The following is a 21,654-nucleotide window of genomic DNA, read 5'->3' on the forward strand; positions in this document are numbered from 1 at the left end:
CCGGCCCCGCGATGACTTCTGGCATGACTTCATGCTGCTCGCCGGGCGGTGCGCGGCGCCGCCTCCGTCCGGCCGGGAACCCCTCAAATCCGGACGGCCCTGTGCTACCAAGGGACGGTGCATCGGGTCGTGGTCCTCGCCTACGACGGCGTGACGTTGCTGGACGTCGCCGGTCCGGCCGAGGTGTTCAAGGAGGCGAACCGGTTCGGCGCCGGCTACCAGATCTCGCTCGTGTCGCCGGACGGCGCCGACGTCGTGTCGAACCTCGGGTTCCGGGTGGCGGTCGACGGCGCTCCCGACGGGCCCGCCGGCACGTTGCTGGTGCCCGGCTCCGATCTCTTTCCGCGCACACCGGTCCCGCCCGCGCTGGTGGCGGCGGTCGGTGTTCCCCGGGCGAAACGGGTCGCGTCGATCTGCACCGGCGCGTTCATCCTGGCCGCGGCCGGGCTCCTCGACGGCAAGCGCGCCACCACCCACTGGAAGGTCACCGACAAGCTGGCCGCCCGCCATCCGGCGTGCCGTGTCGAGCCCGACGCCATCTACGTCCGGGACGGCGCCACCTACACGTCGGCCGGGTGACGGCCGGCATCGACCTGGCGCTGGCCCTGGTCGAGGAGGACCACGGGCCCGGCATGGCCCGCGACGTCGCCCGCATGCTGGTGGTCTACATGCAGCGGGCCGGCGGGCAGTCGCAGTTCTCGGCGCCGTTGCGGGGACCGGCGCCCCGTTCGCCGGCTCTCCGCACGATCACCGATCTGGTCACCGCCGACCCGGGCGGCGATCACTCGCTCGGGGCGCTCGCGAAGCACCTCAACCTCAGCACCCGGCAGCTCACCCGCGTCTTCCGCGACGAGCTGTCCACGACGCCGGCCCGCTACGTGGAGGCCGTCCGGTTCGACCTGGCCCGGGCGCTGCTCGACCAGGGCCACACCGCGACACAGGCCGCCGCCCAGGCCGGCTTCCCCAGCTACGAGAGCATGCGCCGCGTCTTCGCCCGGACGCTCTCGATCAGCCCCGCCGCTTATCAGCGCCGCTTCCGGACGACGAAGAAGGACGAGGAAGTGAGCACATTTGAAGAAGCCGCCGCCGGTCCGGCTTCTCTAGCCTGAGGACATGATTACGAAGCTGAACGTCACCACCCTGTTCGTCCACGACAAGGGCGAGGCGCTGGAGTTCTACGTCGGCATGCTCGGGCTCGAGAAAGGCAACGACGTCCAGCAGGGCGACTACCGCTGGCTGACCGTCCGCGTGCCCGGCGGCGAGGGCACCGAGATCTCGCTGGAGCAGCCCGGCGCGCCCCTGCACGACGAGGCGACGGCCCAGCAACTCCGTGAGCTGCTCGCCAAGGGCGCCCTCAACGGTCTCGTCCTCAACACCGATGACGTTCAGGGGTTGTACGACTCGTTGAAGGCCCGCGGCTTCACCGACTTCACCCAGGAGCCGGCCACCCACTTCTACGGCACCGACATGGGCCTGCGCGACCCGTCCGGCAACGCCGTCCGGATCCTTCAGCAGGGCTGATCGCGGGCCACGGCCGCCATCAGCATCCGCCAGAAGGCGGGAACATCCAGGCCGACGGCGACTTCCGCGCCGGGCGTACGGCCGCTGCGGTTATGAAGATCAACTGCTGTCGCTCCGCGGGTGTACGTCCCGTCCAGCTCGACGGCGACGGGCACGGAGACCGTGCGGAGGATCGAAGGGTCGGCGACGGCCGCGACGGCGATCGGATCGTGCACCGGCGGATGGTCGAAACCGAAGACCTGGCGGTACGTGCCCGCGAAGAACGTCATCAGCTCGGCGCAGACCGCGCCCACCCGGCCGCCCATCCCACGGAACTCGGCGATGATCTCGTCGGTGGCCAGCGCCTGATGGGTGACGTTGAGGCCGATCATCGTGGCCGGCACGCCCGAGCGCAGCACGATGTCGGCCGCCTCGGGATCGGTGACGATGTTGAATTCGCCGTACGGGGTGGTGTTGCCCCGCTCGGTCGAACCACCCATGAAGACGATCCGGCGCAGACCCGGCACCACCTCGGGGTGCAGGCGGAGCAGCAGCGCCACGTTGGTCAGCGGCCCGGTGGCGATCAGGGTGACCGGCTCGGCCGACCCGGCTATCAGGCGCCGCGTCAGCTCGACCGCGTGCACCGGCTCGGCCTCGGCGACCGGCCCGTCGAGGTCGGGCCCGTCGAGGCCGGAGACGCCGTGGATGTCGTCGGCCACCACAAGGTCGCCGACCAGCGGCCGGTCACAGCCGGCGGCCACCGGGACGCCGGTGACGCCGGCCAGGGCGAGGATCCGCAACGCGTTCCGCGTCGTCTTGTCGAGGGTCTGGTTGCCGGCCACGGTGGTGACGCCGAGGAGCCGGAGCCGGGGGTCGCCGGCGGCCAGCAGCAGGGCCAGCGCGTCGTCGTGACCGGGGTCGCAGTCGACGATCACCGGGATATCCACCCTGGTGATGATAGTTGCCCAGGCATCCGCTATCGTGCATCGATTTTGATGCATACCCTCCACAGAGGAGACATAGCGATATGACCGCCACTCAGACCGCCGCGGCCACGGGCTCCAAGTCCTGGATCGCCACGCTGCTGCTCTGCTTCTTCGTCGGTACGCTCGGCGTCCACCGCTTCTACGTCGGCAAGATCGGCACCGGCATCCTCATGCTGATCACCGTCGGCGGCTTCGGCATCTGGACCCTGATCGACTTCATCATGATCGCCGTCGGCAAGTTCTCCGACAAGCAGGGCCTCGCCCTCGCGCGCTGACCATCCTCACGAACGGCCCGGGCGGATCGCCCGGGTCGTTCGTCTATTCGCCGTCGGTCAGCGGGGTGGCTGTGCAGCTGGCCTCGGCTCGGTCGACGATCAGGTCTTCCGGTGTGGGGTACTTGCGGTGCAGGGCGGCCAGGGCGTGGTCGTACGCGATCTGGTGGAACGGGGTCTCCCGCATCTTCACGACCGAGGCGCGGACGGCGGCCGCGAAGTCGTCGGGCCAGCGGACCGTGTGCAGGGCCTTGACGATGTTGGTGTCGCAGTCGACCAGCACGATCTGCACGAGCGGGTCGGCGTCGACGCCCGGCAGCCCGTCGGCCGGATCGAACAGGTGGGGGCTGTAGGCCGTGAACGACCACGTCAGCAGCGGCCCCAGGCGGTAGAGCAACAGGCCCGCCTGCTCGCCGTCGACCCACGCGAACTGGGTCGGCGGCGTCGAGACGGCCTGGATCTCGAGCTCGTGCGGATGGCTCAGGAAGAGCATCAGCTGGACCGGCTCGCCGGCGAACATGGACAGGGCAGCGCCTTCCGGCCAGCTGATGTCCGGGTTCAACTGGCTGCCCACGTCGACGACCGCGTGCATGCCCCCAGCCTAGGCGCGATGCCGGGCTCGCGGGTGCGTGTCGGCAGACGAGGCCGGTGTTGCTCCTGAGGCTCGGCGAGTGACCGGGATCACGAGATCGACATCCATCGAGTACCGTCGGTAAGCGCGAACGGAGGCGCGGATGACGGAGCTCTACTCACGACGGTCGTTCCTGGCCGGGGCGCTCACGGCCGGCATGGTGTCGGCCTCGGCCAGCTACCTGTTGACCCGTCGTGAGGAGGTCAAGCTGACGCTGGTCACCGGCGTCGACAGCACGGGCGGGCGACGGCTGCTGGTGCAGATGTGGAACGACCTCAGCCCGTACATCAAGATCGAAGCAATTGAGATCAACAGCTCGACCCGGGACCAGTACGAGAAGTTCATCTCCAGCAACGCCGACATCTTCAACCTCGACGTCATCCACATCCCCAAGTTCGCGAACGAGAAGCGGATCGTGCCGATCACCCCGCGCAACGACATCTCGTTGCTGGCGCCGGTGCGGAGGCTGAGCGTCCGCCAGGACACCGACGACTTCTGGGCGGTCCCGTTCAACACCGACGTCGGCGTGCTCTACCGGCGGGTCGCCGACAAGGCCGAGGCCGGCCCCGACCCGACGCTGGCCCAGGTCATGTCGTCCAGCTCGCGCAGCTTCGTCGGCCAGCTCGACACCGTCGGCTCCCAGACCGACGAGGCCTTCCTGGTGAACGTGCTCGAGCACGCGCTGGCGCAGGACGAGGCGATCCTCGACGAGACCGGGCAGCTGTCCTTCAGCCTCGGCCAGTGGCGTTCGGCGCTCGGCCCGCTGGCTGCCGCCATCCGGGGCCGCCGGGTCGGCGCCGAGGCCGGCGAGGACGACACGAACCGCACCTACCAGCGCAACGGCCTGCGCTACATGCGCAACTGGCCGGTCTACTACCCGGCCATCGACCGGGCCGAGCGCGCCAAGCCGACCACCGACGAGATCCGCCTGGGCCGCCTGCCGATCGGCGTCATCGGCGGGCAGAGCCTCGCCGTCTCGGCCGACAGCGACCACCAGGACGAGGCCGTCGAGGCCATCCACTTCCTCACCGACGCCCACGCCCAGCTGCTATTGGCCAAGTACGGCTTCGCGCCCACCGGCCTCGACGCGTACATCGACCCGGTTGTGACCGAGACGATGCCGCACCTCAAGGTCATCCGGAACGGGGTGGAGTCGTCGCGGCCGCGGCCGATGCACCACAACTACGCGGCGTTCGCCGAGACGTTCGCCGGGCACATGCACAGATTTCTGTACGACGGCGAGCAGCTCACCCAGCAGTTCATCACCGACATCCAGGGGAAGCTGCGATGACCGGTATCGAGGCGTGGCAGATCTGCATCGTGGTGACCGCCGCCATCGTCCTGATCGAGACCGGCATCCACCTGGTCCGCAAGAAGGTACCCGGCCTGTCACCGCCGGGCTGGTGGCGCACCGCGCTGCTGGTGCTGCTGGTGGTGCTCACCGTCGTCGTCTTCGTGGCGGCGCTCGGCACCAGCCTGGCCGACCAACTGTCCAGTGTGGCCGCCGCGGTGGCCGCGGTCGGTGCTCTCTGGCTCGCCTACCGGTCCTACAACACGAAAGCCGATAAAAAGCCCGAGGATCCCGATCATCCGACAGAATCGTAAGCTATGGGTGACTTACGGGTGGTGGTTTGCGGCGGATCGGCGGCCGCTGGTGTGCTCGGCCTGATCGAGACGGCGATGGGGCGCGGCTGGTCGGTCGACGTCACGGCGACACAGAACGCGCTCGAGTTCATCGACCCGGCCCAGGTCGCCCGGGTCAGCGGCAAACCGGTGCGCACCACGTACAAGTTCGCGCCCGACGGCACCAGGATCTCGCCGCCGGCTGACGCGCTGATCGTGGCCCCCGCGACCTTCAACACCATCAACAAGCTCGCCCTGGGCATAGCCGACACGTACGCCCTGAGCTCGGTGGCCGATGTGATCGGCCGCGGCGTCCCCACCGTCGTGGTGCCCGCGGTGAACGAGGCGCTGGCCGCCCGCCGCCCCTTCCGCCGCTCCCTCGACGAGCTGCGCGCCGAGGGTGTCCGCGTGCTGTTCGGCCCGGTCGACGGCTGGGTTCCGGGCGTCAAGGCCGACTTCCCCTGGATCAAAGCCCTCGACCTGGTCGAGGACGTCTTCGGCCTGAACACCGTCGACCGCCACACCACTCCTGTCATATAGCCGCTAGGCCCGGCCCCAGGTCACGCCTAGCCTGAGGCCGTGACGGACCTGCTCGAGCGCTCGGGCGAGCTCGCCGCGCTGGACCGCCTGCTCGCGGAGTCCGCCGCCGGCGGGCGCGTCGCCGTGGTCAGCGGCGAGGCCGGAGCCGGCAAATCCACCCTGGCCGCCGCGTTCGCCGAGGCCGCCGGGCCCCGGGCGCAGACTCTGTGGGGCGCGTGCGACCCGCTGCTCACCCCGCGCGCGCTCGGCCCCCTGCACGACATCGCCCGCCGCCTCGGCGGCGCCCTGCGCGAGCGGATCACCGCGGGCGCCCGGTCCGAGGTGTTCGACCTGCTGCTCGAGGCGCTCGACCGCCCGCCGCAGGCGGCCCGCCCGGTCGTGGTCCTGGAAGATCTGCACTGGGCCGACGAGGCCACGCTCGACATGGTCGTGTTCCTGGGCCGGCGGCTCGCGCTGTGCCGGGCGCTGCTGCTGATCACGTACCGGGAAGAGGAGATCGGCACCGGCCACCGGCTGCGCTCCGTCCTGGCCGGACTGCCGCGGGGCCTGGTCCGGCGGATCGATCTGCCGCCGCTCACCCCGGAGGCGGTCGGTGAGCTGGCGCGGCGGGCGGGGCGTCAGGCTTCGGAGGTGTACGACGTGACGGGCGGCAATCCGCTGCTCGTGACCGAGGTGCTGGCCGCCCCGGCGCCCGGGGTGCCGCCGACCGTACGAGATTTGGTCCTGTCCCGCGTCTCCGCCCTCTCCCCGGAGGCGCGCGAGGTGGCCCACCTGGTGTCGGTGGTGCCGTCGCAGGCGGGCTTCGTCGTCGACCGGCTGACGGCGGTCGAGGAGTGCCTCGACCGCGGCGTCCTCACGGCCCGGGGCCCGGGCGTGGCCTTTCGGCACGAGCTGCTGCGGCGGGCGGTGGAGGAGTCGCTCTCCCCGGTGCGCCGGGCCGCCCTGCACGCCCAGATCCTGGCCGGCCACGCGGGCCGGGCCAGCGTCGAGCCGGCCCGGATGGTCCACCACGCCCACCACGCGGGCGACACGGCGGCCGTGCTGCACTGGGCCCCGATCGCCGCGCGGCGGGCCGCTTCGCTGGGCGCCTATCGGCAGGCGGCCGCGCACTTTCAGCAGGCCCTTCCGCTGATGCCCGCCGCGCCCGACACGCAGGCGCCAGCTTCCGAGACGCGGGCGCCAGCTTCCGAGACGCGGACGGCGGTGCGGGCGCCGGGCTCCGCGGCGGCCCAGCGGGCGGCGCTGCTGGAGGAATACTCCGTGGCGGCTTATCACGGTGGGCTCACCCCCGAGGCGCTCGACGCCCGGCGCGAGGCGCTGGCCCTGCGCACCGGGCTGGGGGACGAGGTGCGGGTGGGGGAGAACCTGCGCTGGATCTCGCGGTTGAGCTGGTGGCTGGGACAGCCGGGGGAGGCTCGCGACGCCGGGTTCCGGGCGGTCGAGGTCCTCGAGGCGCAGCCGGCCGGGCCGGAGCTGGCCGCGGCGTACAGCAATCTCTCGCAGTTGTTCATGCTCCGCCACGACGTCGAGCGGGCGATCGGCTGGGGTGTGCGCGCCACCGAGCTGGCCCGGCGCCTCGGCGACCTCGACACCGAGGTGCACGCGCTGGTCAACATCGGCTCGGCCAAGACCCTCTCCGGTGACCTCGAGGGCGTCGCCGAACTGCGGCGCGCGCACGAGCTGGCCCTGGCCGCCGGCCTGGACGACCACGCGGGGCGGGCGCTGGTCAACCTGGCCAGCTTCGCCGTCGACGGCTACGAGCTGACGATCGCCGAGGAGACCCTGGAGCGGATCATCCCGTTCCTGGTCTCGCGCGACCTCGACGGTTATGTGCGCCATCTGCTCGGTCACCGCGCCCGCCTGCACTTGGCCCGGGGCGACTGGGACGCGGCGCTGCACGACGCCGAGCAGGCTCTGGACGGGCCGCCGCAGCCCGGCGGCGCGGTGGTGCCGGCGATGGTCGTCCGGGCGGTGGTCAAGGCGCGGCGCGGTGAGCCGGGCGCGCTCGACGACGCCCAGACGGCGGCCGACCACGGCTATCCGACCGGCGAGGCCCAGTTCCTGTGCCCGGCCGCGATCGCCCTGGCCGAGGCGCACTGGCTGGCCGGCGATTTCGAGCGGGCCGCCATCGAGGCCAAGAAGGGCCTGGCCGTGGCCGAGCGGTTCGGCCAGAGGTGGTTCATCGGCGAGCTGTCGTTCTGGTTGTGGCGCTGCGGCGCGGCGCCCTTCGACGGTGCGGCGCTCTCCGACGGTGCGGCGCTCTCCGACGGTGCGGCGCCCTTCAACGGTGCGGCGCTCTCCGACGACGCGGCGCTCTCCGACGGCGCGGCGCCCTTCGACGGCGCGGCGCCCTTCAACGGTGCGGTGATCGACGGTGCGGTGGGCGAGGGCGGGGCGGCCGCGCGCGGGGCCGGCGCCGGAGTTCAGGCCGCGACACCGTTCCGGCTGATCATCGGGGGTGACTGGCGTGGTGCCGCCGCGTATTGGCGTGAGCGTGACTGTCCGTACGCCCAAGGCGAAGCCCTCGCCCACGGTGACGAAACCGCGGTGACCGAAGCACTGCGGATCTTCGACCGGCTCGGTGCGGCCGCCCGCGCCCGGGTGCTGCGTGCCGGCCTGCGCGAGCGTGGGCTGCCGGTCCCTCGCGGTCCCCGGCGGCCGTCCGACGCCGGCACCGGTCTGACCGCGCGGCAACAGGAGGTGCTCGTGCTGCTGGCCGAAGGGCTGAGCAACGCCGACATCGCCGCCCGCCTGACCGTCTCGGCCAAGACCGTCGACCACCACGTGTCCGCGGTGCTGGCCAAACTCGGCGTGAGCTCACGGGGTAAAGCGGCCGCCGCGGCCCGGGCGCTCAACATAGGGAGCTCTCCCCATGTGCCCGGCCGGCGCAGTTCCTAGCGTCGAAGGCATGACGGAACTCGTACTCGAAGGAATCAAAGCCAAACAGCAGAAGACCTGGGCCAGCGGCGACTACGGCGCGGTGGCGGCCCTGATCCATCCGATGGCCGAGGCGACCGTGCAGGCCGCCGACCTGTCGGCCGGTGCCCGCGTGCTCGATGTGGCGGCCGGGACGGGCAACGCGTCGATCGCGGCCGCGCGCTGCGGGGCCGACGTGCTCGCCACCGACTACGTGGGCGCGCTGCTCGACCGGGCCCGGGAGCGGGCGGCGGCCGAGCACCTGCCGATCGCCACCGAGGTCGCCGACGCCGAGAACCTGCCCTATCCGGACGCGCGCTTCGACGCGGTGTTCTCCGTGGTCGGTGCGATGTTCGCCCCCGACCAGGAGAAGGTCGCGGCCGAGCTGACCCGGGTGTGCCGTCCGGGCGGGACGATCGCCATGGCCAACTGGACGCCCGACGGTTTCATCGGCGAGATGTTCCGCACCGTCGGACGGCGGGTCCCGCCGCCGCCCGGCATCCGCGGTCCCGTCGAATGGGGCAGCGAGGCGCGGGTGCGCGAACTGTTCGGCGACCGGGCCGAGGTGACCGCGACCGTGCGGACGTTCGTGTTCCGCTTCGCCTCGCCGGAGGCCTTCACCGACTACTTCCGGCAGGTGTACGGCCCGACGGTCAAGGCGTTCGAGGCGCTCGGCCCGGACGGCGGCAAGCCGCTCTACGACGACCTGGTCGCCCTGGCCGGCCGATCGAACACGGCCACCGACGGCACCTGCAAGATCCCGTCGACCTATCTGGAGGTCGTGGCCCTACGTAGGTAGCTCGCCGAGCACTGTGGACGGCGCCGGCGGAAACTGCACCTCGGCCGTCCGCATGCCGGCCAGCGCGTTGAGGGCACCGGTCAGCGCCGCGGCGCTGGCCGTGCCGAACTTCTCGAACTCGACACGCATCAGCGGTGTGGCCAGCTTGGCCAGGCCGTGCATCTCGAGCTCCACGCGGTACGTCACCTCGGCGCCCGCCGCCAACGGCCGCACGGCGACCGCATCGGTGCAGGTGGCGCCCTCGTTGCGCCCGTGGAAGAGCAGACGGCCGGGCTCCGAGGCGACAAGCGTGTAGACCATCTCGGTGGTGAGCCCGAGGATCCGGCAGACCTGTAGCCAGCTCGCGCCGGGCCGGATCGGCCCGGCGTCCTGCCGGGTGGTGCTCCGCACGGCCGGATCCCAGGCCGCGGTGTTACCGAAATCGGTCAGATAGCCGAGCACCGGACCGGCGGCGGCGGTCACGGCCAAGGTGCGCTCCACGACGATCATCAAACCCCCCAGGGCCTCGGCGTGCGGCTCCAGCGTAATGGCCGCTTCTGATCATCGCCCTGGGTTTGCCCCGTGCCTCAGCTGTGCGACGAACCTCTTCTGCCACGGCGTCTCGACGGCCCGCCGGTGGTAGCCCTCCCGCACAAAGGCGACGGCCTCGGCCGCCGGCACCCCGTCGAGCACGGCGAGCCAGGCCAGAGCGGTTCCGGTGCGCCCGCGCCCACCGCCACAGGCGATCTCCACCCGGTCCCGTCCGCTGCGGTCGAGAGCTTCGATCAAGACCGTTTCCGCGTACGCCCGATCAGCCGGCAGCCGAAAATCAGGCCACCGGATCCACCGGCTCTCCCACCCGAATTCGGGCGGCGCCTCACCGAGCAGATAGACCCCGAACGTCGGCGGATGCCCCGACGGCATGGCTTCCCGAAGCCCACGCCCGCGCACGAGCCGCCCGCTGGGCAGCCGCAACACTCCCACGTCACCGGCCCGCCACAGTTGCCGCTCCACGGCCATCCCCACCGTTTCCTCCATCGCCACCCGCCAGTCTGGCTTGCTGCCCGCCCGGCAGTCTGCCCGCCCGCCTGCTTGCTCGCCCGCCGGTTCGTCCGCGCGCTCGCGCACCTGGTTGACGGGTCGAGCACGTCGGGCCGGATGCCCATCCGGTGCGGCTCGCCGTCACATGATCGCAGCGTCTCGGCGGTCGACGCGGGCAGTGCGGGCAGTGCGGGCGGTGCGGGCAGCGCGGGCAGTGGTTCAGGGGCGCAAGGCTGCGGCGAGGGCGGCGAGCCAACTCCAGACTGCCACCGCGCCCGGGTCGGGGTGGCCCAGGACCCGGTCGCCCAGATAGCTGGAGCGGCCCAGGCGGGCTCGGACCTCGGCCGTCGCGGTGGCGCCGACCTTGGCCGCCTCGACCGCGGACTCCAGGGCGGCCGGCCAACTGTTGCCGGCCTCCAGACTTTCGGCGAAGGCGTCGGCCGCCGGCTGGAGGGCGTCGACCATGGTGCGGTCACCGACGGCCGCGTCGCCCACCTCGCGGACGCCGGCCACCCCCGCGCGGAAGGCCGTCGCCCAGTCGGCGGGGGAGGGCGAGCCGGGGAGTGCTGACGCGGCTCGGAGCAGCAAAACGGCGTACAGCGGACCCGAAGTTCCTCCCACCGAGCGGCGGACCGTCGCCGACGCGGCGCGCAGCACCGCGCCCGGGCCGTCGGCGCCCGGATATCCGGGGCACTCGGCCAGGAGGGCGGCCGCGCCCCGGGCCAGGCTGATGCCGAGGTCGCCGTCGCCCACCTCGCGGTCGAGGTCGGTCAGCTCGTCGCGGGCCGAGATCAGCGTCTCGGCCACGGCCTCCAGCGCCCGGCGTAGCGGATCGGTCACGCCCAGCTCGCCGGCCGGGGTCTCGGCGGCGGGTGGCGCCGGGATCGCCGACGGGCCGGGCCGTGAGGTCACGCCGGGCCAGGCCGGCGCGGATGTGGGCGCGTCCAGCAGGGCGAGCAGGTCGTCGTCGACCGGCAGGATGCTCAGCGAGGCGCCGGCCATGTCGAGGGCGGTCAGGAAGTTGCCGGCCCAGAGTCGCTCGACCAGCATCCCGCGCTCGGTCAGATCACGGACGGCGGCGTCGGCCATGATGGACAACTCCATCGGCGGGGTGGCGCCCAATCCGTTGACCAGCACCGCCACCCGGGCGCCGGACTCGACGCGGCGATCGTCGAGGATCGCTTGCGCCAGGCGCGCGACCGTCTTGCGTACGGGAAGAAGCGCTCCTCGCTCCACCCCCGGCTCGCCGTGAATGCCCAGCCCCCACTCCACCTCGTCCTCGTCGAGCAGGAACCCGGGCTGCCCGGCGGCGGGAACGGTGCAGGCGCTCAACGCCACACCCATGGTCCCGACCGTGTCGGCCACCCGCCGGGCCCGCGCCGCCACCTCGGCCAGCGGAAGCCCGGCCGCGGCGGCCGCACCCGCCACCTTGTGCACCAGCACCGTCCCGGCGATGCCGCGGCGCCCGGCCCCGCCGGCCGAGGTCAGCGCCACATCGTCGGCGACCACGACGATCGCCGTCTCGATCCCCTCGGCCCGTGTCAGTTCGGCCGCGAGCCCGAAGTTGAGCCGGTCCCCGGTGTAGTTCTTGACGATCAGCAGCACCCCGCCGGGCGAGCCCACGGCCCGGATCGCCTCGAGCACGGCATCGACCGAAGGCGACGTGAAGACCTCACCCGACACGGCCGCGGTGAGCATGCCGGCGCCGACGTATCCCGCGTGGGCCGGCTCGTGCCCCGCCCCACCACCGGAGATCACCGCCACCTGCCCAGCGCTCCGCAGCTCACCGACGTCGGCGCGGACCGCAGTGTTCGACCCGCCCAGCCGCGCCACCGGCGCCGCCGTCCGGGTGAGTCCATCCAGGGCTTCGGCAACCACGACCGCGGGGTCGTTGATGAGCTTCTTCACGCTTCACATCTTGCCGCCCACACCGCGGTCCCGCAGAAATTGCCGGTGACCGGGAGTGGGTGTCGGCTACAGTGGCGGCCATGCAGACCTTCAGTGAGCGACGCCGGCGTTCTGACGATCGCCGCTGATCTCTGCGTTCCTTCCGGCGGGTCGAGCCCGCCGGATCGCTTCACCGAGACCGGTCGACCCGTCTTCGCCTGATGACGATGGGTCTGGTCATGAACGTTGAAGCTCTTCTCGCCGGGCGGCTCGCCGTTGCCTTCGAAGCTGTAGCCGGGCGGCCGGTCGATCCGCTGGTGCGGGCGTCGCAGCACGCCGACTTCCAGTCAGGGGCCGCTCTCGGCCTGGCCAAGGAACTCGGCACGACGCCGAGGGTTATTGCCGCTGATGTCGCGAAAAAAGTGGACCTGTCCGGTCTGGCCACAGTGGAGCTGTCGGGGCCGGGCTTTCTCAACATCACGCTCGACGCCAGGGTACTGAGCGGAGAAGAGCCACACCTCCCGCAGACCGCCGCCCCCGAACGGATCGTGATCGATTACTCCGGGCCCAACGTGGCCAAGGAGCTGCACGTCGGTCACCTGCGGTCGACCATCATCGGGGACGCGCTGGCCCGGCTCCTCGAAGCCACCGGCCACGACGTGGTCCGGGTCAACCATCTCGGTGACTGGGGCACCCAGTTCGGCATGCTGATCGAATACATGGCCGGGAATGACCATGACTCGGCGACGATCGGGGACCTCACCGAGTTCTATCGGCGGGCCCGGGCCCGGTTCGACGGCGACGGCGACTTCCGGACCCGGGCCCGGCTGCGGGTCGTCGCCCTCCAGAGCGGCGACCCCACCTCACGGGCGCTGTGGGAGCGGCTGGTCGCGCAGTCCGAGCTGTCGTTCATGGACTCCTACGCCCGGCTCGGCATCGGGCTGGCCCGGGACGACTTCACCGGCGAGAGCTTCTATCAGCCCCTGCTGGCCGGCGTCGTGGACGAGCTCACCGCCAAGGGTCTGCTGGTCGAGAGCGAGGGCGCCCTCTGCGCGTTCCCGCCCGGCGAGACCGGACGGGACGGTGAGCCGCTTCCGCTGATCGTGCGCAAGAGCGACGGCGGCTTCGGATACGCCGCCACCGATCTCGCCGCCTTACGGTTCCGGGTGCAAGAGCTCAAGGCCACCAGGCTTCTGTACGTCGTGGGCACTCCACAACAGCAGCATTTCCGGATGGTCTTCGCGGTGGCCCGGGCGGCCGGCTGGCTGGACGGGGCGGCGGTGGAGCACGTCGGCTTCGGATCGATCCTGGGCCCGGACGGCAAGATGCTCAAGACCCGGGCCGGTGACACGATCAAGCTCAGCGACCTGCTCGACGAGGCCGTCGACCGGGCCACCAGCCCGGCCATCGGCATCGGCGCCGTCAAGTACGCCGACCTGGCCGGCGACCGGCACGGCGACTACGTCTTCGACTGGGACCGGATGCTCGCCGCCACCGGCAACACCGGCCCCTACCTCCAGTACGCGGTCGCCCGGATCCGGTCCGTCCTCTACCGGGCGACCACCGCCTCCGGTCCCGTCCGGATCACCGACCCGGCCGAGCGGCGGCTGGCCCTGGCGCTGCTCGGCTTCGAGCCGGCGGTCCTGGCCGCGACGAACCTGCGGGAGCCGCACCGGCTGGCCACCTATCTGCACGACCTGGCCGTCGCCTTCACCGCCTTCTACGAGAAGTGCCCGATCCTGCGGTCCGAAGGCGACGTCCGGGCGAGCCGGCTGACCCTGGCCGAGCGGACCGGCCGGACGCTGACCCTCGGACTCGATCTGCTGGGGATCCAGGTGCCGGACGTCATGTGATCACGGGGTTATCGAAGACGGTTAGTGTGCGTTGGTTAGGTTCAAGACCTGAAAGGCCCTGACATGACCCTCTCGCGGCGCACCGTGCTGGCCGCCTCGGCGGCGACGGTGGCGACCCCGCTCGTCCTCTCCGACGCGGCGCAGGCGCATCCGAAGAACGGCCCGGAGACCTATCACCTGACGGTGCTGGGCACATCGGACACGCACGGCAACGTCTACAACTGGGACTACTACAAGGACGCCGAGTACGACGACAGCGCGCACAACGACGTCGGTGTCGCCAAGCTCGCGGCCCTGGTGACCAAGCTGCGCCAACAGGCCAAGGGCGCCACGCTGGTGCTCGACGCCGGCGACACCATCCAGGGCACGCCGCTGGCCACGTACTACGCCAAGCAGGAGCCGATCACCACGACCGGTGAGAAGCACCCGATGGCCCGGGCCATGAACGTGCTCCACTACGACGCCATCACGCTGGGCAACCACGAGTTCAACTACGGCCTTCCGCTGCTGAACCTGTGGATCCGCCAGCTCGGGTTCCCGGCCCTGGCCGCGAACGCGGTGAGCGTCAGGACGGGACGGCCGGCCTTCACGCCGTACATCATCAAGAAGGTCTCTCTGGGCAGGCACGCGCCGACCCTGCGCGTGGGCATCCTCGGCCTCACCAACCCGGGCGTGGCGATCTGGGACAAGGGCAACGTCGAGGGCAAGCTGACCTTCCTCGACATGGTGAGCACAGCGGCCAAGTGGGTCCCGGTCATGCGGGCCCGCGGCGCCGACATCGTGCTGATCTCGGCGCACGGCGGCGACAGCGGCCTGTCGAGCTACGGCCCGGAGATCCCGAACGAGAACCCGTCCGCGCTGATCGCGCAGAACGTGCCGGGCATCGACGCGATCCTGTTCGGCCACGCCCACCAGGAGGTCGCGCAGCGCTTCGTGACCAACACGAGGACCGGGCAGCAGGTGCTGCTGTCGGAGCCCTCGAAGTGGGGCCAGCGCCTCACGAAGATGGATTTCGACCTGGTGCGCGAGAAGGGCCGCTGGCGGATCACGACCAAGGCGGCGGTCACTCTCAACACCAACATGGTCGAGGCCGACCCCAAGGTCCTGGCCGCGGTCAAGGCACAACACACCAAGACCGTGGCGTACGTCAACCAGGTCGTGGCCCAGTCGACCGAGGAGCTCTCGGCCGCCACCTCGCGGTACGAGGACACCCCGATCCTCGACTACATCAACAAGGTGCAGACCGACACGGTGACCGCGGCCCTGGCCGGCACCGAGTACGCGAGCCTGCCGGTGCTGTCGATCGCCGCGCCGTTCAGCCGCACCGCGGTGTTCCCCCAGGGCTCGGTCAAGATCAAGGATGTGGCCGGGCTCTACATCTACGACAACACCCTCGAGGCCGTCGTGCTGACCGGTGCCGAGGTGAAGGCGTACCTGGAATATTCGGCGAAGTTCTTCGTGACGCTGGCGCCGGGCGCGCCGGTGGACCCGGCCGCGATCAGCGACCCGGCGATTCCGGACTACAACTACGACGTGTTCTCCGGCGTCGACTACGACATCGACATCAGCAAGCCGGTGGGCTCGCGGATCACCCGCCTGCAGATCGCCGGGGCCGACGTCGATCCGGCCGCGCGCTTCGTGGTGGCGGTGAACAACTACCGGCGCTCCGGCGGCGGCAACTTCCCCGGCATCGTGAAGACGCAGGTCTACAACGCGCAGCAGGAGATCCGCCAGCTGCTCATCGACTGGGCCCAGGCCAAGGGCGCCATCGACCCGGCCGACTTCTTCGTCAAGAACTGGCAGCTGGTCCGCGAGGGCGTACCGGTCGTCTTCTAGATCGCTTTCTCCAGGAGGGCGATGATCAGCGCGGCCGTCGTCAGGACGGTCGCGCCGAACACGATCCAATAGGGGTAACCCTCATGGCGCCCGCGCCGGGCCTCCCGGGCCCGGCGCGTCGCCGAGACGACCCCCGGCAGAACGCCGAGCAGGGTCCAGAGGATCACCGGCAGCCAGGAGGGCGCCTGCGGCCGGGCGGTCGGGTCCATCTCTTCGGGGTACGCCACCAGGAGCCGGCCGGGAGGGGACCAGGGCTCAGCCTCGGCCGCCTCCGGGCGCGACGGCGGGATGGCCCAGGGCGGTGCCGTCGGATAGGTCATGTGCGGCCCATCGGCCGCGCCCCTGGTTTCTTGAGGTTAGTTTTCGGGAGCAATTCTCACGGGAACCTGCATCTCGGTCACCCACTTGTCGAAGTCGCCCGGCGGGCAGTCGAGGTAGACCTCGCGGGCGAAGCCGGGCTCGATGGTGCGGTGGCCGTTGTCGTCGATCCAGTTGGCGATCTTCTGCCCGGTGCGGAACGCCTCGGACATCGGGCCGTGGTGCAGGGCCGTCGCCGCCCGCTCGACCGGCGGCAGCTCCACCACGTCGAAGCCGGCACCGGGGCCCACCTCGGCCCCGCCGATCGGGAAGGCCGCGTGCACCCGGATCGTCTCGTCGCCCGGCTCGGTGGGCGCCGGCTCGTACCAGGCGAGCGGCGCGCCCGTCATGGCCACGCCGTGCTTCTCCATCAGCTCCATGAGGCGCGGATAGAGCGGCGTGAGGTTCTCGGTGATCGACGTCGGGTGGTCGTAGCCCTCGGCCGTGCCGGACAGCTGCGCCACCCGTAACGCCGGGATGGTCTTGAGGACGACGTCTCCGGTGTCCATGTGCCCCTCGCTCTCGATCATGCGGAGGCGCGCGTCGACCAGGGCCAGGCGCGCGGTGTCCTGCCGCATGCGCGAGGCCAGCTCGGCCCGGCGCAGGCGCAGCATGCCACGCAGCTCGGCCGTCTCCACCTTCTCGTCGATCAGCGTCTGCACCTCGTGCAGGCTGAAGCCCAGATCTTTCAGGGCGGTCACCCGGTTGAGCAGGCGCAGCTGGGCCGCGGTGTAGAAGCGGTAGCCGCTGTGCGGGTCGACGTGGGCGGGACGAAGCAGGCCGATGGCGTCGTAGTGGCGCAGCATGCGCACCGACACCCGGCCCAGGCCGGCGAACTCTCCGATGGAAAACACAGTCCGCTCAGCCTGGGGTCTGACACCGTGTCAGGGTCAAGGCTTCGTGCCCGCGCCCTCGCCGCCGGCCTCGGGCGTGGTCGGCGGGGTGGTGGGCGGTGTCGTCGGTGGGGTGGTCGGCGGCGTCGTGGGCGGTGTCGTCGTCGGCTGTGTCGTCGGCGCCGTGGTGGTCGGCTTGGTGGTCGGCGGCGTGGTGGTGGGCTGCGTGGTCGGCGCCGTGGTGGTCGCGGTCACCGTGGGGGTGGGACTGGACGAGCGGGACTGTCCGCTGCCGCCGCGGTTGGTCTGGCGGCTCGTCTCCTCGGTGCTGGGCGTGGTCTCGGTCGGCTCGGTGGTCGGCTCGGCCGACACGACCGGGGCCGGGGCGTTGTTGGTCCCGTTGTCGTTCTTCTTGGCGTCGTCGTTGCCGCCGCCGGAGAGCGCGATCGCGAAGGCGAGGCCGCCCGCGAGCACCAGCAGGGCGACCACGGCGATCAGCAGCGCGGTCTGGCTGCGCGGCGGGCGCCGGGTGGCCGTGGTGGCGGCGACCGGCGCGGCCGTCGGCGGCAGGTCGCGCGGCATCGGCACGGCCCGGGTCGGCGCGGCCGGGCTCAGCGGGGCGACCTTCAGGGTGCCGGTGAGCCTTTTCCAGTCGAGCGGGCCGGCCGCCGCGAAGGCGGCCTCGGCGAACTCGGCCGCGGTCTCGAACCGGTCGGCCGGCTGCTTGGCCATCGCTTTGTAGATCAGGTGGACGACGTCGTCGGGCACGTCGGCCGGCAGCGGATCGGGCTCGTCCTCGAGGTGGCGCAGCGCGACCTGGAGGGCGTTGTCGCCGTCGAACGGCGGGTGGCCCGAGATGCAGTGATAGGCGACCGCGCCGAGCGCGTAGATGTCGGTGGCGGGGGAGACGTTGCCCTTGGCGACCTGTTCCGGCGCCATGTAGAGGGCGGTGCCGACGATCGCGTTGACCGCCGTGACGCTCGTCACGGCGTTCGACCGGGCGACGCCGAAGTCGACCAGCACGACCGTGCCGTTCGGCTTGACGATCAGGTTGCCGGGCTTGACGTCGCGGTGGACCGTGCCGTTGAGGTGGGCCGCGTGCAGCGCCTCGGCCGCCTGGGCCACGATCGACATGACCTCGGGCACCGGCATCGGGCCCTGCTTGACCCGGGTGGAGAGCGGCTCGCCCTCCACATATGCCATCACCAGGTAGGCGACCGAGTCCTCACCGCCGTCCTCGTCGGCGCCGGCGTAGTCGTAGACCTCCACGACGCCGGGGTGACGGAACGCCGCCATCATCCGGGCCTCGCCGTAGAACCGGGCGGCGAACTCGGGGTCGGACAGCATGGCGGAGCGCAGCACCTTGACCGCGATGGTGCGGCCCAGCACGACGTCGGTGCCGCGCCAGACGTCACCCATGCCGCCCGTGGCGATGCGCTCGTCCAACCGGTATCGGTTGCCCAGGAGGTGTCCCGCAGTGAGCACCAAGGGACCTTATCTAATCGGGTGGCGGAGCCACAGCGGTGAGAAACGTGAGAGCCGAGCAGCGCTCAACTTTAGCGACTCCCGCCGATCGGCAGGGGGCCGCCTTCGGCCGACCACACACCCTGCCCGATTTGTCGGGAAAGCGCCAGTTTCTGGGCATGCCTGGTCGCCGGGCGGCAAAGGGCTCCGTCCGGCGACCAGGGATCAAGGGGTGGTGGCGCTACTTCGTGTCGTACGTGGGAGTGACCACGACCGCGGTCTCGGCCAGCTCGAGCTCCTCGTTCTCGGCCTGGCGCTCGAGCGCGGCCCGCGCGGAGCTGGCCGCCGCCCAGCCGATCGCGGCACCCAGCAGGCCCACGCCCACGATCAGGCCCCAGGGCCGGCTCGGCCGGCGGCCGGCCAGCGCCCCGTACGCGGCGTTCGCCCTGGTCCAGGCCACGTCGGCCTTGTCGCCGGCCTTGCCCGCGAGCTTGTAGCTCTGCTTGCCCGCCTTGCGGCTGGCCTTCCGGGCCTTGCGGCCCGCCTTGCCGGCCAGGTCCGCGGTCTCCTTGGCGCTGTCACCGGCCGCGGCCATGGCGGACGACAGGTAGTCCCAGGCCTGGGCGGCCGTGCGCTCCGCCTTGTTCTTGCTGGTGAACATGTCTCCTCCTGTGGCTTCGCCTACATCGTTAACCCTGCCCATGTGCGCCATTGGTGAAACGTGTCCCGTGTGGACGCCATCACGTTTCGGAAACGACTTGCCAGCCCCCGGTAGTCTTGACCCGGTTCACACGAGGCACTCAGGTGTCTAACAGGTTCGAGGCCTAACCTTTCGGTCAGTCTCACCGAACCTTTCGAGGGTGGGTTTAGCTCTATCAGAGCTGGTCACCCCCGAGCGCGGGCGACGACGGCGTCGACACGCCGTGCAGTGGTCAGTGCAGTGGAGGAACGACGCCTGGAGATTCCGGGCGGGTGGAGGGAATTGGCGTGACGCTGTCGATAATGACGTCGACGCTTGCCGGCGATGTGGTGGAGGTCTCGCCCAGCGGCGAGATCGACGTCGAGAACGCGTACGAGATCCGTGAGGCCGTTGGCGAGCAGCTCGCCGCCGGGCCGCCCGGCCGCATCGAGCTCAACCTTCAGAACGTCACCTTCATCGACTCCGTAGGCATCAGCGCCCTCGTGGCCGCCTTCCAGCTCGCCGCCGTGAGCGACGTCAAGCTCGTCGTCACGCGCCCCAGCCGTTTCGCGCACCGCCAGCTCTGGGTGACCGGCCTTCTCGGCCTGTTCGGCAACCCCGAGCCGTTCGCCGAGGGCACCGCCCAGCCGGCCACCGCCAGCAGCTGACCGTCAGGCCAGCGCCGACGCGTGGACCTGGATCGTCTCCAGGTTGATGCGCACGTCCACCGCCTCCACGGGCGGGCGGATCGGCGTGACCACGGCGAAATGCTCGGCCAGCGCGGCCAGGTCCGTGTCCGGTTCGAGCAGCTCGTCGGCGGCCTGCACGGCCGTACGGACGAACCCCTCGCCGGCCTCGGCGATGCTCACCTGCACCTGGCCGAACGAGGCCAGTGACGTCCGCCGCAGCCCGCGGATGCCGTCGAGATGCAGGTCGGGTACGTTGAGGTTGAAGACGGTGCCGACCGGGGTGTGCCGCAGCGTCGGCATCAGCCGCACGGCCAGCTCGGCCGCGCTCTCCCAGTGCCGCTTCTCGTCCTCCTCGTGGTCGAGGGCGGCCAGGGCGGCGCCGCCGCTGCGGGCCGACGAGGCCCGGGGCGAGAGCACGTCGAGCGAGACCGCCATCCCGTGCAGCCCGGCGTACGAGCCGGTCAGCGTGGCACCGACCGTCCCCGAGTGCACGACGGCCGAGCCGGCGTTGGCGCCCCGGTTGATGCCCGAGAAGATCATCTCCGGCGGTTCGCCGAAGGCCTCCCGCAGGGCCAGGAGCACGATGTAGGCGGGGGAGGCGGCCACGGCGTACGCCGGAATGTGTTTGGCGTGTGGCAGTTCCCGCTTGTGCAGGATGATCTTGCCGTGCTCCTCGACCGCTGTCATCGCGGCGCTGCTGCCGCTCGCCTCGGTGACCGGCGCCGCGACCACGACGTCGTGGCCCTCCCGTGCCAGCGCCCGGGCCAGGTGCCGCAGGCCGGGCGCGTCGATGCCGTCGTCGTTGGTGACCAGGATTCTCGTCATCACGCCTTCTTGATCGGGGTGAGCTTGACCCGCTCGGTGAGCACCTGGACCGCGTCCAGATGACCGGTGCCGAGTCCGTGCCGGGTGACGTTGAGGGCTCCGGCGGCCGCCCCGGTGCGGACCGCGTCGTACATGTCGCCGCCCTTGGCCAGCACGGCGGCCACGCCGGCGGTCATCGAATCGCCGGCGCCGCGGTGGTCGGCGATCGAGAGCTTGGGAATGCCGACCCGGTAGATCTCCTCGTTGAACATGGCCAGCGCGCCCGCGTCGGCCCGCGACACCAGCACCGACTCGGCGCCGTCGTCGTGCAGCTTGAGCAGAGCCTCGGTCAGCTGCCGCTCGGAGTTGTCCTTGGCCAGCCCGTCCTTGATCAGCTCCTCGTGGCTGATCTTGACGACGGTGAGACCGGACTTCAGAACCGCCTTGAGGTGGTTGCCGCACAGATCGGCGATCACCCGGCAGCCGTTGGCCCGCAGGTCCTTGGCGAGGCGGCCGTAGACGTCGGCCCGGATCACCGAGGGGTGGGCGGGGCCGCTGAGGATGGCGTTGCCGGCCCGCAGGCCCTCGGCCAGGGCCAGGTTGTAGAGCTCGTCGAGCTCGTGCCGGGTGAACGGGGCGCCGGGCTGCTCGGCGATCTCCTTGCGCTTTCCGTCGCGGCGGTCGTGCACGTACCAGCCGCTGCCGCTCTCGCGCGGGACGGTGCGCAGCTGGACGCCCTTGAAGTCGAGCAGGGGCTTGAGCACCCGCCCGACCTCACCGCCCACGGCCGCGCAGAGGGTCACCTCGGCGCCGAGCGAGGTGATCATCCGGGTCTGCCAGATGCCCTGGCCGCCCGGGTGAACATGGAGTTCCGGTACGTCGTGTTGCTGTTCGATCGTCACCGTCAGTTGCGGTGCCGGCGCGAAGACCATGACCCGAGCGTCGCCCATAAACGACATTTAAGC

The 21,654-nt window shown here is 71.2% G+C and carries 23 protein-coding genes; 12 read left to right on the top strand and 11 right to left on the bottom strand.

Annotated features, from left to right (window positions below; all coding sequences use genetic code 11):
* Window positions 1-117 precede the first annotated feature (117 nt).
* The 3 genes from ACQP2X_RS08140 to ACQP2X_RS08150 are packed head-to-tail and all read left to right on the top strand — an operon-like array spanning window position 118 to window position 1,521.
* Window positions 118-579 (top strand): AraC family transcriptional regulator, encoded by a 462-nt coding sequence (locus tag ACQP2X_RS08140; protein ID WP_498695445.1) that lies wholly within the window; start codon window positions 118-120, stop codon window positions 577-579.
* Window positions 576-1,109 carry a GlxA family transcriptional regulator gene (locus ACQP2X_RS08145; protein WP_498695446.1) on the top strand — a complete coding sequence of 178 codons (534 nt, stop codon included), beginning with the start codon at window positions 576-578 and terminating at the stop codon, window positions 1,107-1,109. Before ACQP2X_RS08140 ends, ACQP2X_RS08145 begins: the two co-directional genes overlap by 4 nt.
* Window positions 1,110-1,113: 4 nt before the next feature.
* On the top strand, window positions 1,114-1,521 hold the full coding sequence (locus tag ACQP2X_RS08150) for a VOC family protein (protein WP_498695448.1): 408 nt from the start codon (window positions 1,114-1,116) through the stop codon (window positions 1,519-1,521).
* On the opposite strand, the gene ACQP2X_RS08155 is transcribed toward ACQP2X_RS08150, so the two are convergent.
* On the bottom strand, window positions 1,509-2,447 hold the full coding sequence (locus tag ACQP2X_RS08155) for a nucleoside hydrolase (RefSeq protein ID WP_498695449.1): 939 nt from the start codon (window positions 2,445-2,447) through the stop codon (window positions 1,509-1,511). The two genes, ACQP2X_RS08150 and ACQP2X_RS08155, sit on opposite strands and share 13 nt — an antisense overlap.
* An 80-nt stretch (window positions 2,448-2,527) precedes the next feature.
* Here ACQP2X_RS08155 and ACQP2X_RS08160 point away from each other — a divergent pair, with 80 nt between their 5' ends.
* Window positions 2,528-2,761 carry a TM2 domain-containing protein gene (locus ACQP2X_RS08160; protein ID WP_498695451.1) on the top strand — a complete coding sequence of 78 codons (234 nt, stop codon included), beginning with the start codon at window positions 2,528-2,530 and terminating at the stop codon, window positions 2,759-2,761.
* Window positions 2,762-2,804: 43 nt separating this feature from the next.
* Here the strand turns inward: ACQP2X_RS08160 and ACQP2X_RS08165 are convergent, their stop codons facing one another.
* A complete protein-coding gene (locus ACQP2X_RS08165; RefSeq protein WP_498695453.1) occupies window positions 2,805-3,350 on the bottom strand; it encodes a hypothetical protein in 546 nt (181 codons plus the stop codon).
* A gap of 142 nt (window positions 3,351-3,492) precedes the next feature.
* Between ACQP2X_RS08165 and ACQP2X_RS08170 the strand changes: the two genes are divergently transcribed.
* Genes ACQP2X_RS08170 through ACQP2X_RS08190 form a run of 5 tightly spaced genes read left to right on the top strand, consistent with a single transcriptional unit; the run spans window position 3,493 to window position 9,267 of the window.
* A complete protein-coding gene (locus ACQP2X_RS08170) occupies window positions 3,493-4,680 on the top strand; it encodes a type 2 periplasmic-binding domain-containing protein (RefSeq protein WP_498695454.1) in 1,188 nt (395 codons plus the stop codon).
* Window positions 4,677-4,994, top strand: a complete 318-nt coding sequence (locus ACQP2X_RS08175) for a hypothetical protein (RefSeq protein ID WP_498695455.1) — start codon at window positions 4,677-4,679, stop codon at window positions 4,992-4,994. Before ACQP2X_RS08170 ends, ACQP2X_RS08175 begins: the two co-directional genes overlap by 4 nt.
* Before the next feature lie 3 nt (window positions 4,995-4,997).
* Window positions 4,998-5,552 (top strand): flavoprotein, encoded by a 555-nt coding sequence (locus ACQP2X_RS08180; protein ID WP_498695456.1) that lies wholly within the window; start codon window positions 4,998-5,000, stop codon window positions 5,550-5,552.
* 39 nt (window positions 5,553-5,591) lie between these two features.
* Window positions 5,592-8,450, top strand: a complete 2,859-nt coding sequence (locus tag ACQP2X_RS08185) for a helix-turn-helix transcriptional regulator (RefSeq protein WP_498695458.1) — start codon at window positions 5,592-5,594, stop codon at window positions 8,448-8,450.
* A 10-nt stretch (window positions 8,451-8,460) separates the two neighbouring features.
* Window positions 8,461-9,267, top strand: coding sequence for a class I SAM-dependent methyltransferase (locus ACQP2X_RS08190; RefSeq protein ID WP_498695460.1), 807 nt, complete (start codon window positions 8,461-8,463; stop codon window positions 9,265-9,267).
* Here ACQP2X_RS08190 and ACQP2X_RS08195 read toward each other — a convergent pair.
* The 3 genes from ACQP2X_RS08195 to dhaL form a co-directional block, all read right to left on the bottom strand.
* A complete protein-coding gene (locus ACQP2X_RS08195) occupies window positions 9,256-9,756 on the bottom strand; it encodes an SRPBCC family protein (RefSeq protein ID WP_498695461.1) in 501 nt (166 codons plus the stop codon). The two genes, ACQP2X_RS08190 and ACQP2X_RS08195, sit on opposite strands and share 12 nt — an antisense overlap.
* A gap of 51 nt (window positions 9,757-9,807) precedes the next feature.
* Window positions 9,808-10,266: a protein-tyrosine phosphatase family protein gene (locus tag ACQP2X_RS08200; protein ID WP_498700857.1), complete on the bottom strand. Its 459-nt coding sequence runs from the start codon at window positions 10,264-10,266 to the stop codon at window positions 9,808-9,810.
* 240 nt (window positions 10,267-10,506) lie between these two features.
* Window positions 10,507-12,195 (bottom strand): dihydroxyacetone kinase subunit DhaL, encoded by a 1,689-nt coding sequence (gene dhaL, locus ACQP2X_RS08205; RefSeq protein WP_498695463.1) that lies wholly within the window; start codon window positions 12,193-12,195, stop codon window positions 10,507-10,509.
* Window positions 12,196-12,413: 218 nt separating this feature from the next.
* Between dhaL and argS the strand changes: the two genes are divergently transcribed.
* Both argS and ACQP2X_RS08215 read left to right on the top strand, forming a co-directional pair.
* Window positions 12,414-14,027, top strand: a complete 1,614-nt coding sequence (gene argS, locus ACQP2X_RS08210; RefSeq protein WP_498695464.1) for an arginine--tRNA ligase — start codon at window positions 12,414-12,416, stop codon at window positions 14,025-14,027.
* A gap of 63 nt (window positions 14,028-14,090) precedes the next feature.
* Window positions 14,091-15,863 carry a bifunctional metallophosphatase/5'-nucleotidase gene (locus tag ACQP2X_RS08215; protein WP_498695465.1) on the top strand — a complete coding sequence of 591 codons (1,773 nt, stop codon included), beginning with the start codon at window positions 14,091-14,093 and terminating at the stop codon, window positions 15,861-15,863.
* Here ACQP2X_RS08215 and ACQP2X_RS08220 read toward each other — a convergent pair.
* From ACQP2X_RS08220 to ACQP2X_RS08235, 4 genes are all read right to left on the bottom strand, one after another.
* On the bottom strand, window positions 15,860-16,183 hold the full coding sequence (locus ACQP2X_RS08220) for a hypothetical protein (protein WP_498695467.1): 324 nt from the start codon (window positions 16,181-16,183) through the stop codon (window positions 15,860-15,862). The genes ACQP2X_RS08215 and ACQP2X_RS08220 overlap by 4 nt on opposite strands.
* 36 nt (window positions 16,184-16,219) lie before the next feature.
* The gene (locus ACQP2X_RS08225; RefSeq protein WP_498695468.1) at window positions 16,220-17,074 is read right to left on the bottom strand and encodes a MerR family transcriptional regulator; all 855 of its coding nucleotides are present in this window, start codon (window positions 17,072-17,074) and stop codon (window positions 16,220-16,222) included.
* A gap of 36 nt (window positions 17,075-17,110) precedes the next feature.
* Window positions 17,111-18,538 carry a serine/threonine-protein kinase gene (locus tag ACQP2X_RS08230; protein WP_498695469.1) on the bottom strand — a complete coding sequence of 476 codons (1,428 nt, stop codon included), beginning with the start codon at window positions 18,536-18,538 and terminating at the stop codon, window positions 17,111-17,113.
* 220 nt (window positions 18,539-18,758) lie between these two features.
* Window positions 18,759-19,178: a hypothetical protein gene (locus ACQP2X_RS08235; RefSeq protein WP_498695470.1), complete on the bottom strand. Its 420-nt coding sequence runs from the start codon at window positions 19,176-19,178 to the stop codon at window positions 18,759-18,761.
* A 326-nt stretch (window positions 19,179-19,504) separates the two neighbouring features.
* Here ACQP2X_RS08235 and ACQP2X_RS08240 point away from each other — a divergent pair, with 326 nt between their 5' ends.
* Window positions 19,505-19,864 (top strand): STAS domain-containing protein, encoded by a 360-nt coding sequence (locus ACQP2X_RS08240; RefSeq protein ID WP_498695473.1) that lies wholly within the window; start codon window positions 19,505-19,507, stop codon window positions 19,862-19,864.
* Window positions 19,865-19,867: 3 nt separating this feature from the next.
* Here the strand turns inward: ACQP2X_RS08240 and surE are convergent, their stop codons facing one another.
* Together surE and ACQP2X_RS08250 are read right to left on the bottom strand one after the other, a co-directional pair.
* The gene (gene surE, locus ACQP2X_RS08245) at window positions 19,868-20,710 is read right to left on the bottom strand and encodes a 5'/3'-nucleotidase SurE (protein ID WP_498695474.1); all 843 of its coding nucleotides are present in this window, start codon (window positions 20,708-20,710) and stop codon (window positions 19,868-19,870) included.
* Window positions 20,710-21,639: a 1-phosphofructokinase family hexose kinase gene (locus ACQP2X_RS08250; protein ID WP_498695476.1), complete on the bottom strand. Its 930-nt coding sequence runs from the start codon at window positions 21,637-21,639 to the stop codon at window positions 20,710-20,712. Before ACQP2X_RS08250 ends, surE begins: the two co-directional genes overlap by 1 nt.
* Between the last annotated feature and the right edge of the window lie 15 nt (window positions 21,640-21,654).

The organism is Actinoplanes sp. CA-131856 (assembly GCF_050956135.1).
GTDB lineage: Bacteria > Actinomycetota > Actinomycetes > Mycobacteriales > Micromonosporaceae > Actinoplanes.

Coding starts and splice junctions, on each gene's coding strand:
- ACQP2X_RS08150 (WP_498695448.1), top strand. CDS start 1,114: ATGATTACGAAGCTGAACGTCACCACCCTGTTCGTCCACGACAAGGGC.
- ACQP2X_RS08160 (WP_498695451.1), top strand. CDS start 2,528: ATGACCGCCACTCAGACCGCCGCGGCCACGGGCTCCAAGTCCTGGATC.
- ACQP2X_RS08165 (WP_498695453.1), bottom strand. CDS start 3,350: ATGCACGCGGTCGTCGACGTGGGCAGCCAGTTGAACCCGGACATCAGC.
- ACQP2X_RS08170 (WP_498695454.1), top strand. CDS start 3,493: ATGACGGAGCTCTACTCACGACGGTCGTTCCTGGCCGGGGCGCTCACG.
- ACQP2X_RS08175 (WP_498695455.1), top strand. CDS start 4,677: ATGACCGGTATCGAGGCGTGGCAGATCTGCATCGTGGTGACCGCCGCC.
- ACQP2X_RS08180 (WP_498695456.1), top strand. CDS start 4,998: ATGGGTGACTTACGGGTGGTGGTTTGCGGCGGATCGGCGGCCGCTGGT.
- ACQP2X_RS08190 (WP_498695460.1), top strand. CDS start 8,461: ATGACGGAACTCGTACTCGAAGGAATCAAAGCCAAACAGCAGAAGACC.
- ACQP2X_RS08195 (WP_498695461.1), bottom strand. CDS start 9,756: ATGATCGTCGTGGAGCGCACCTTGGCCGTGACCGCCGCCGCCGGTCCG.
- ACQP2X_RS08200 (WP_498700857.1), bottom strand. CDS start 10,266: ATGGCCGTGGAGCGGCAACTGTGGCGGGCCGGTGACGTGGGAGTGTTG.
- argS (WP_498695464.1), top strand. CDS start 12,414: ATGAACGTTGAAGCTCTTCTCGCCGGGCGGCTCGCCGTTGCCTTCGAA.
- ACQP2X_RS08215 (WP_498695465.1), top strand. CDS start 14,091: ATGACCCTCTCGCGGCGCACCGTGCTGGCCGCCTCGGCGGCGACGGTG.
- ACQP2X_RS08220 (WP_498695467.1), bottom strand. CDS start 16,183: ATGACCTATCCGACGGCACCGCCCTGGGCCATCCCGCCGTCGCGCCCG.
- ACQP2X_RS08235 (WP_498695470.1), bottom strand. CDS start 19,178: ATGTTCACCAGCAAGAACAAGGCGGAGCGCACGGCCGCCCAGGCCTGG.
- surE (WP_498695474.1), bottom strand. CDS start 20,710: ATGACGAGAATCCTGGTCACCAACGACGACGGCATCGACGCGCCCGGC.
- ACQP2X_RS08250 (WP_498695476.1), bottom strand. CDS start 21,639: ATGGGCGACGCTCGGGTCATGGTCTTCGCGCCGGCACCGCAACTGACG.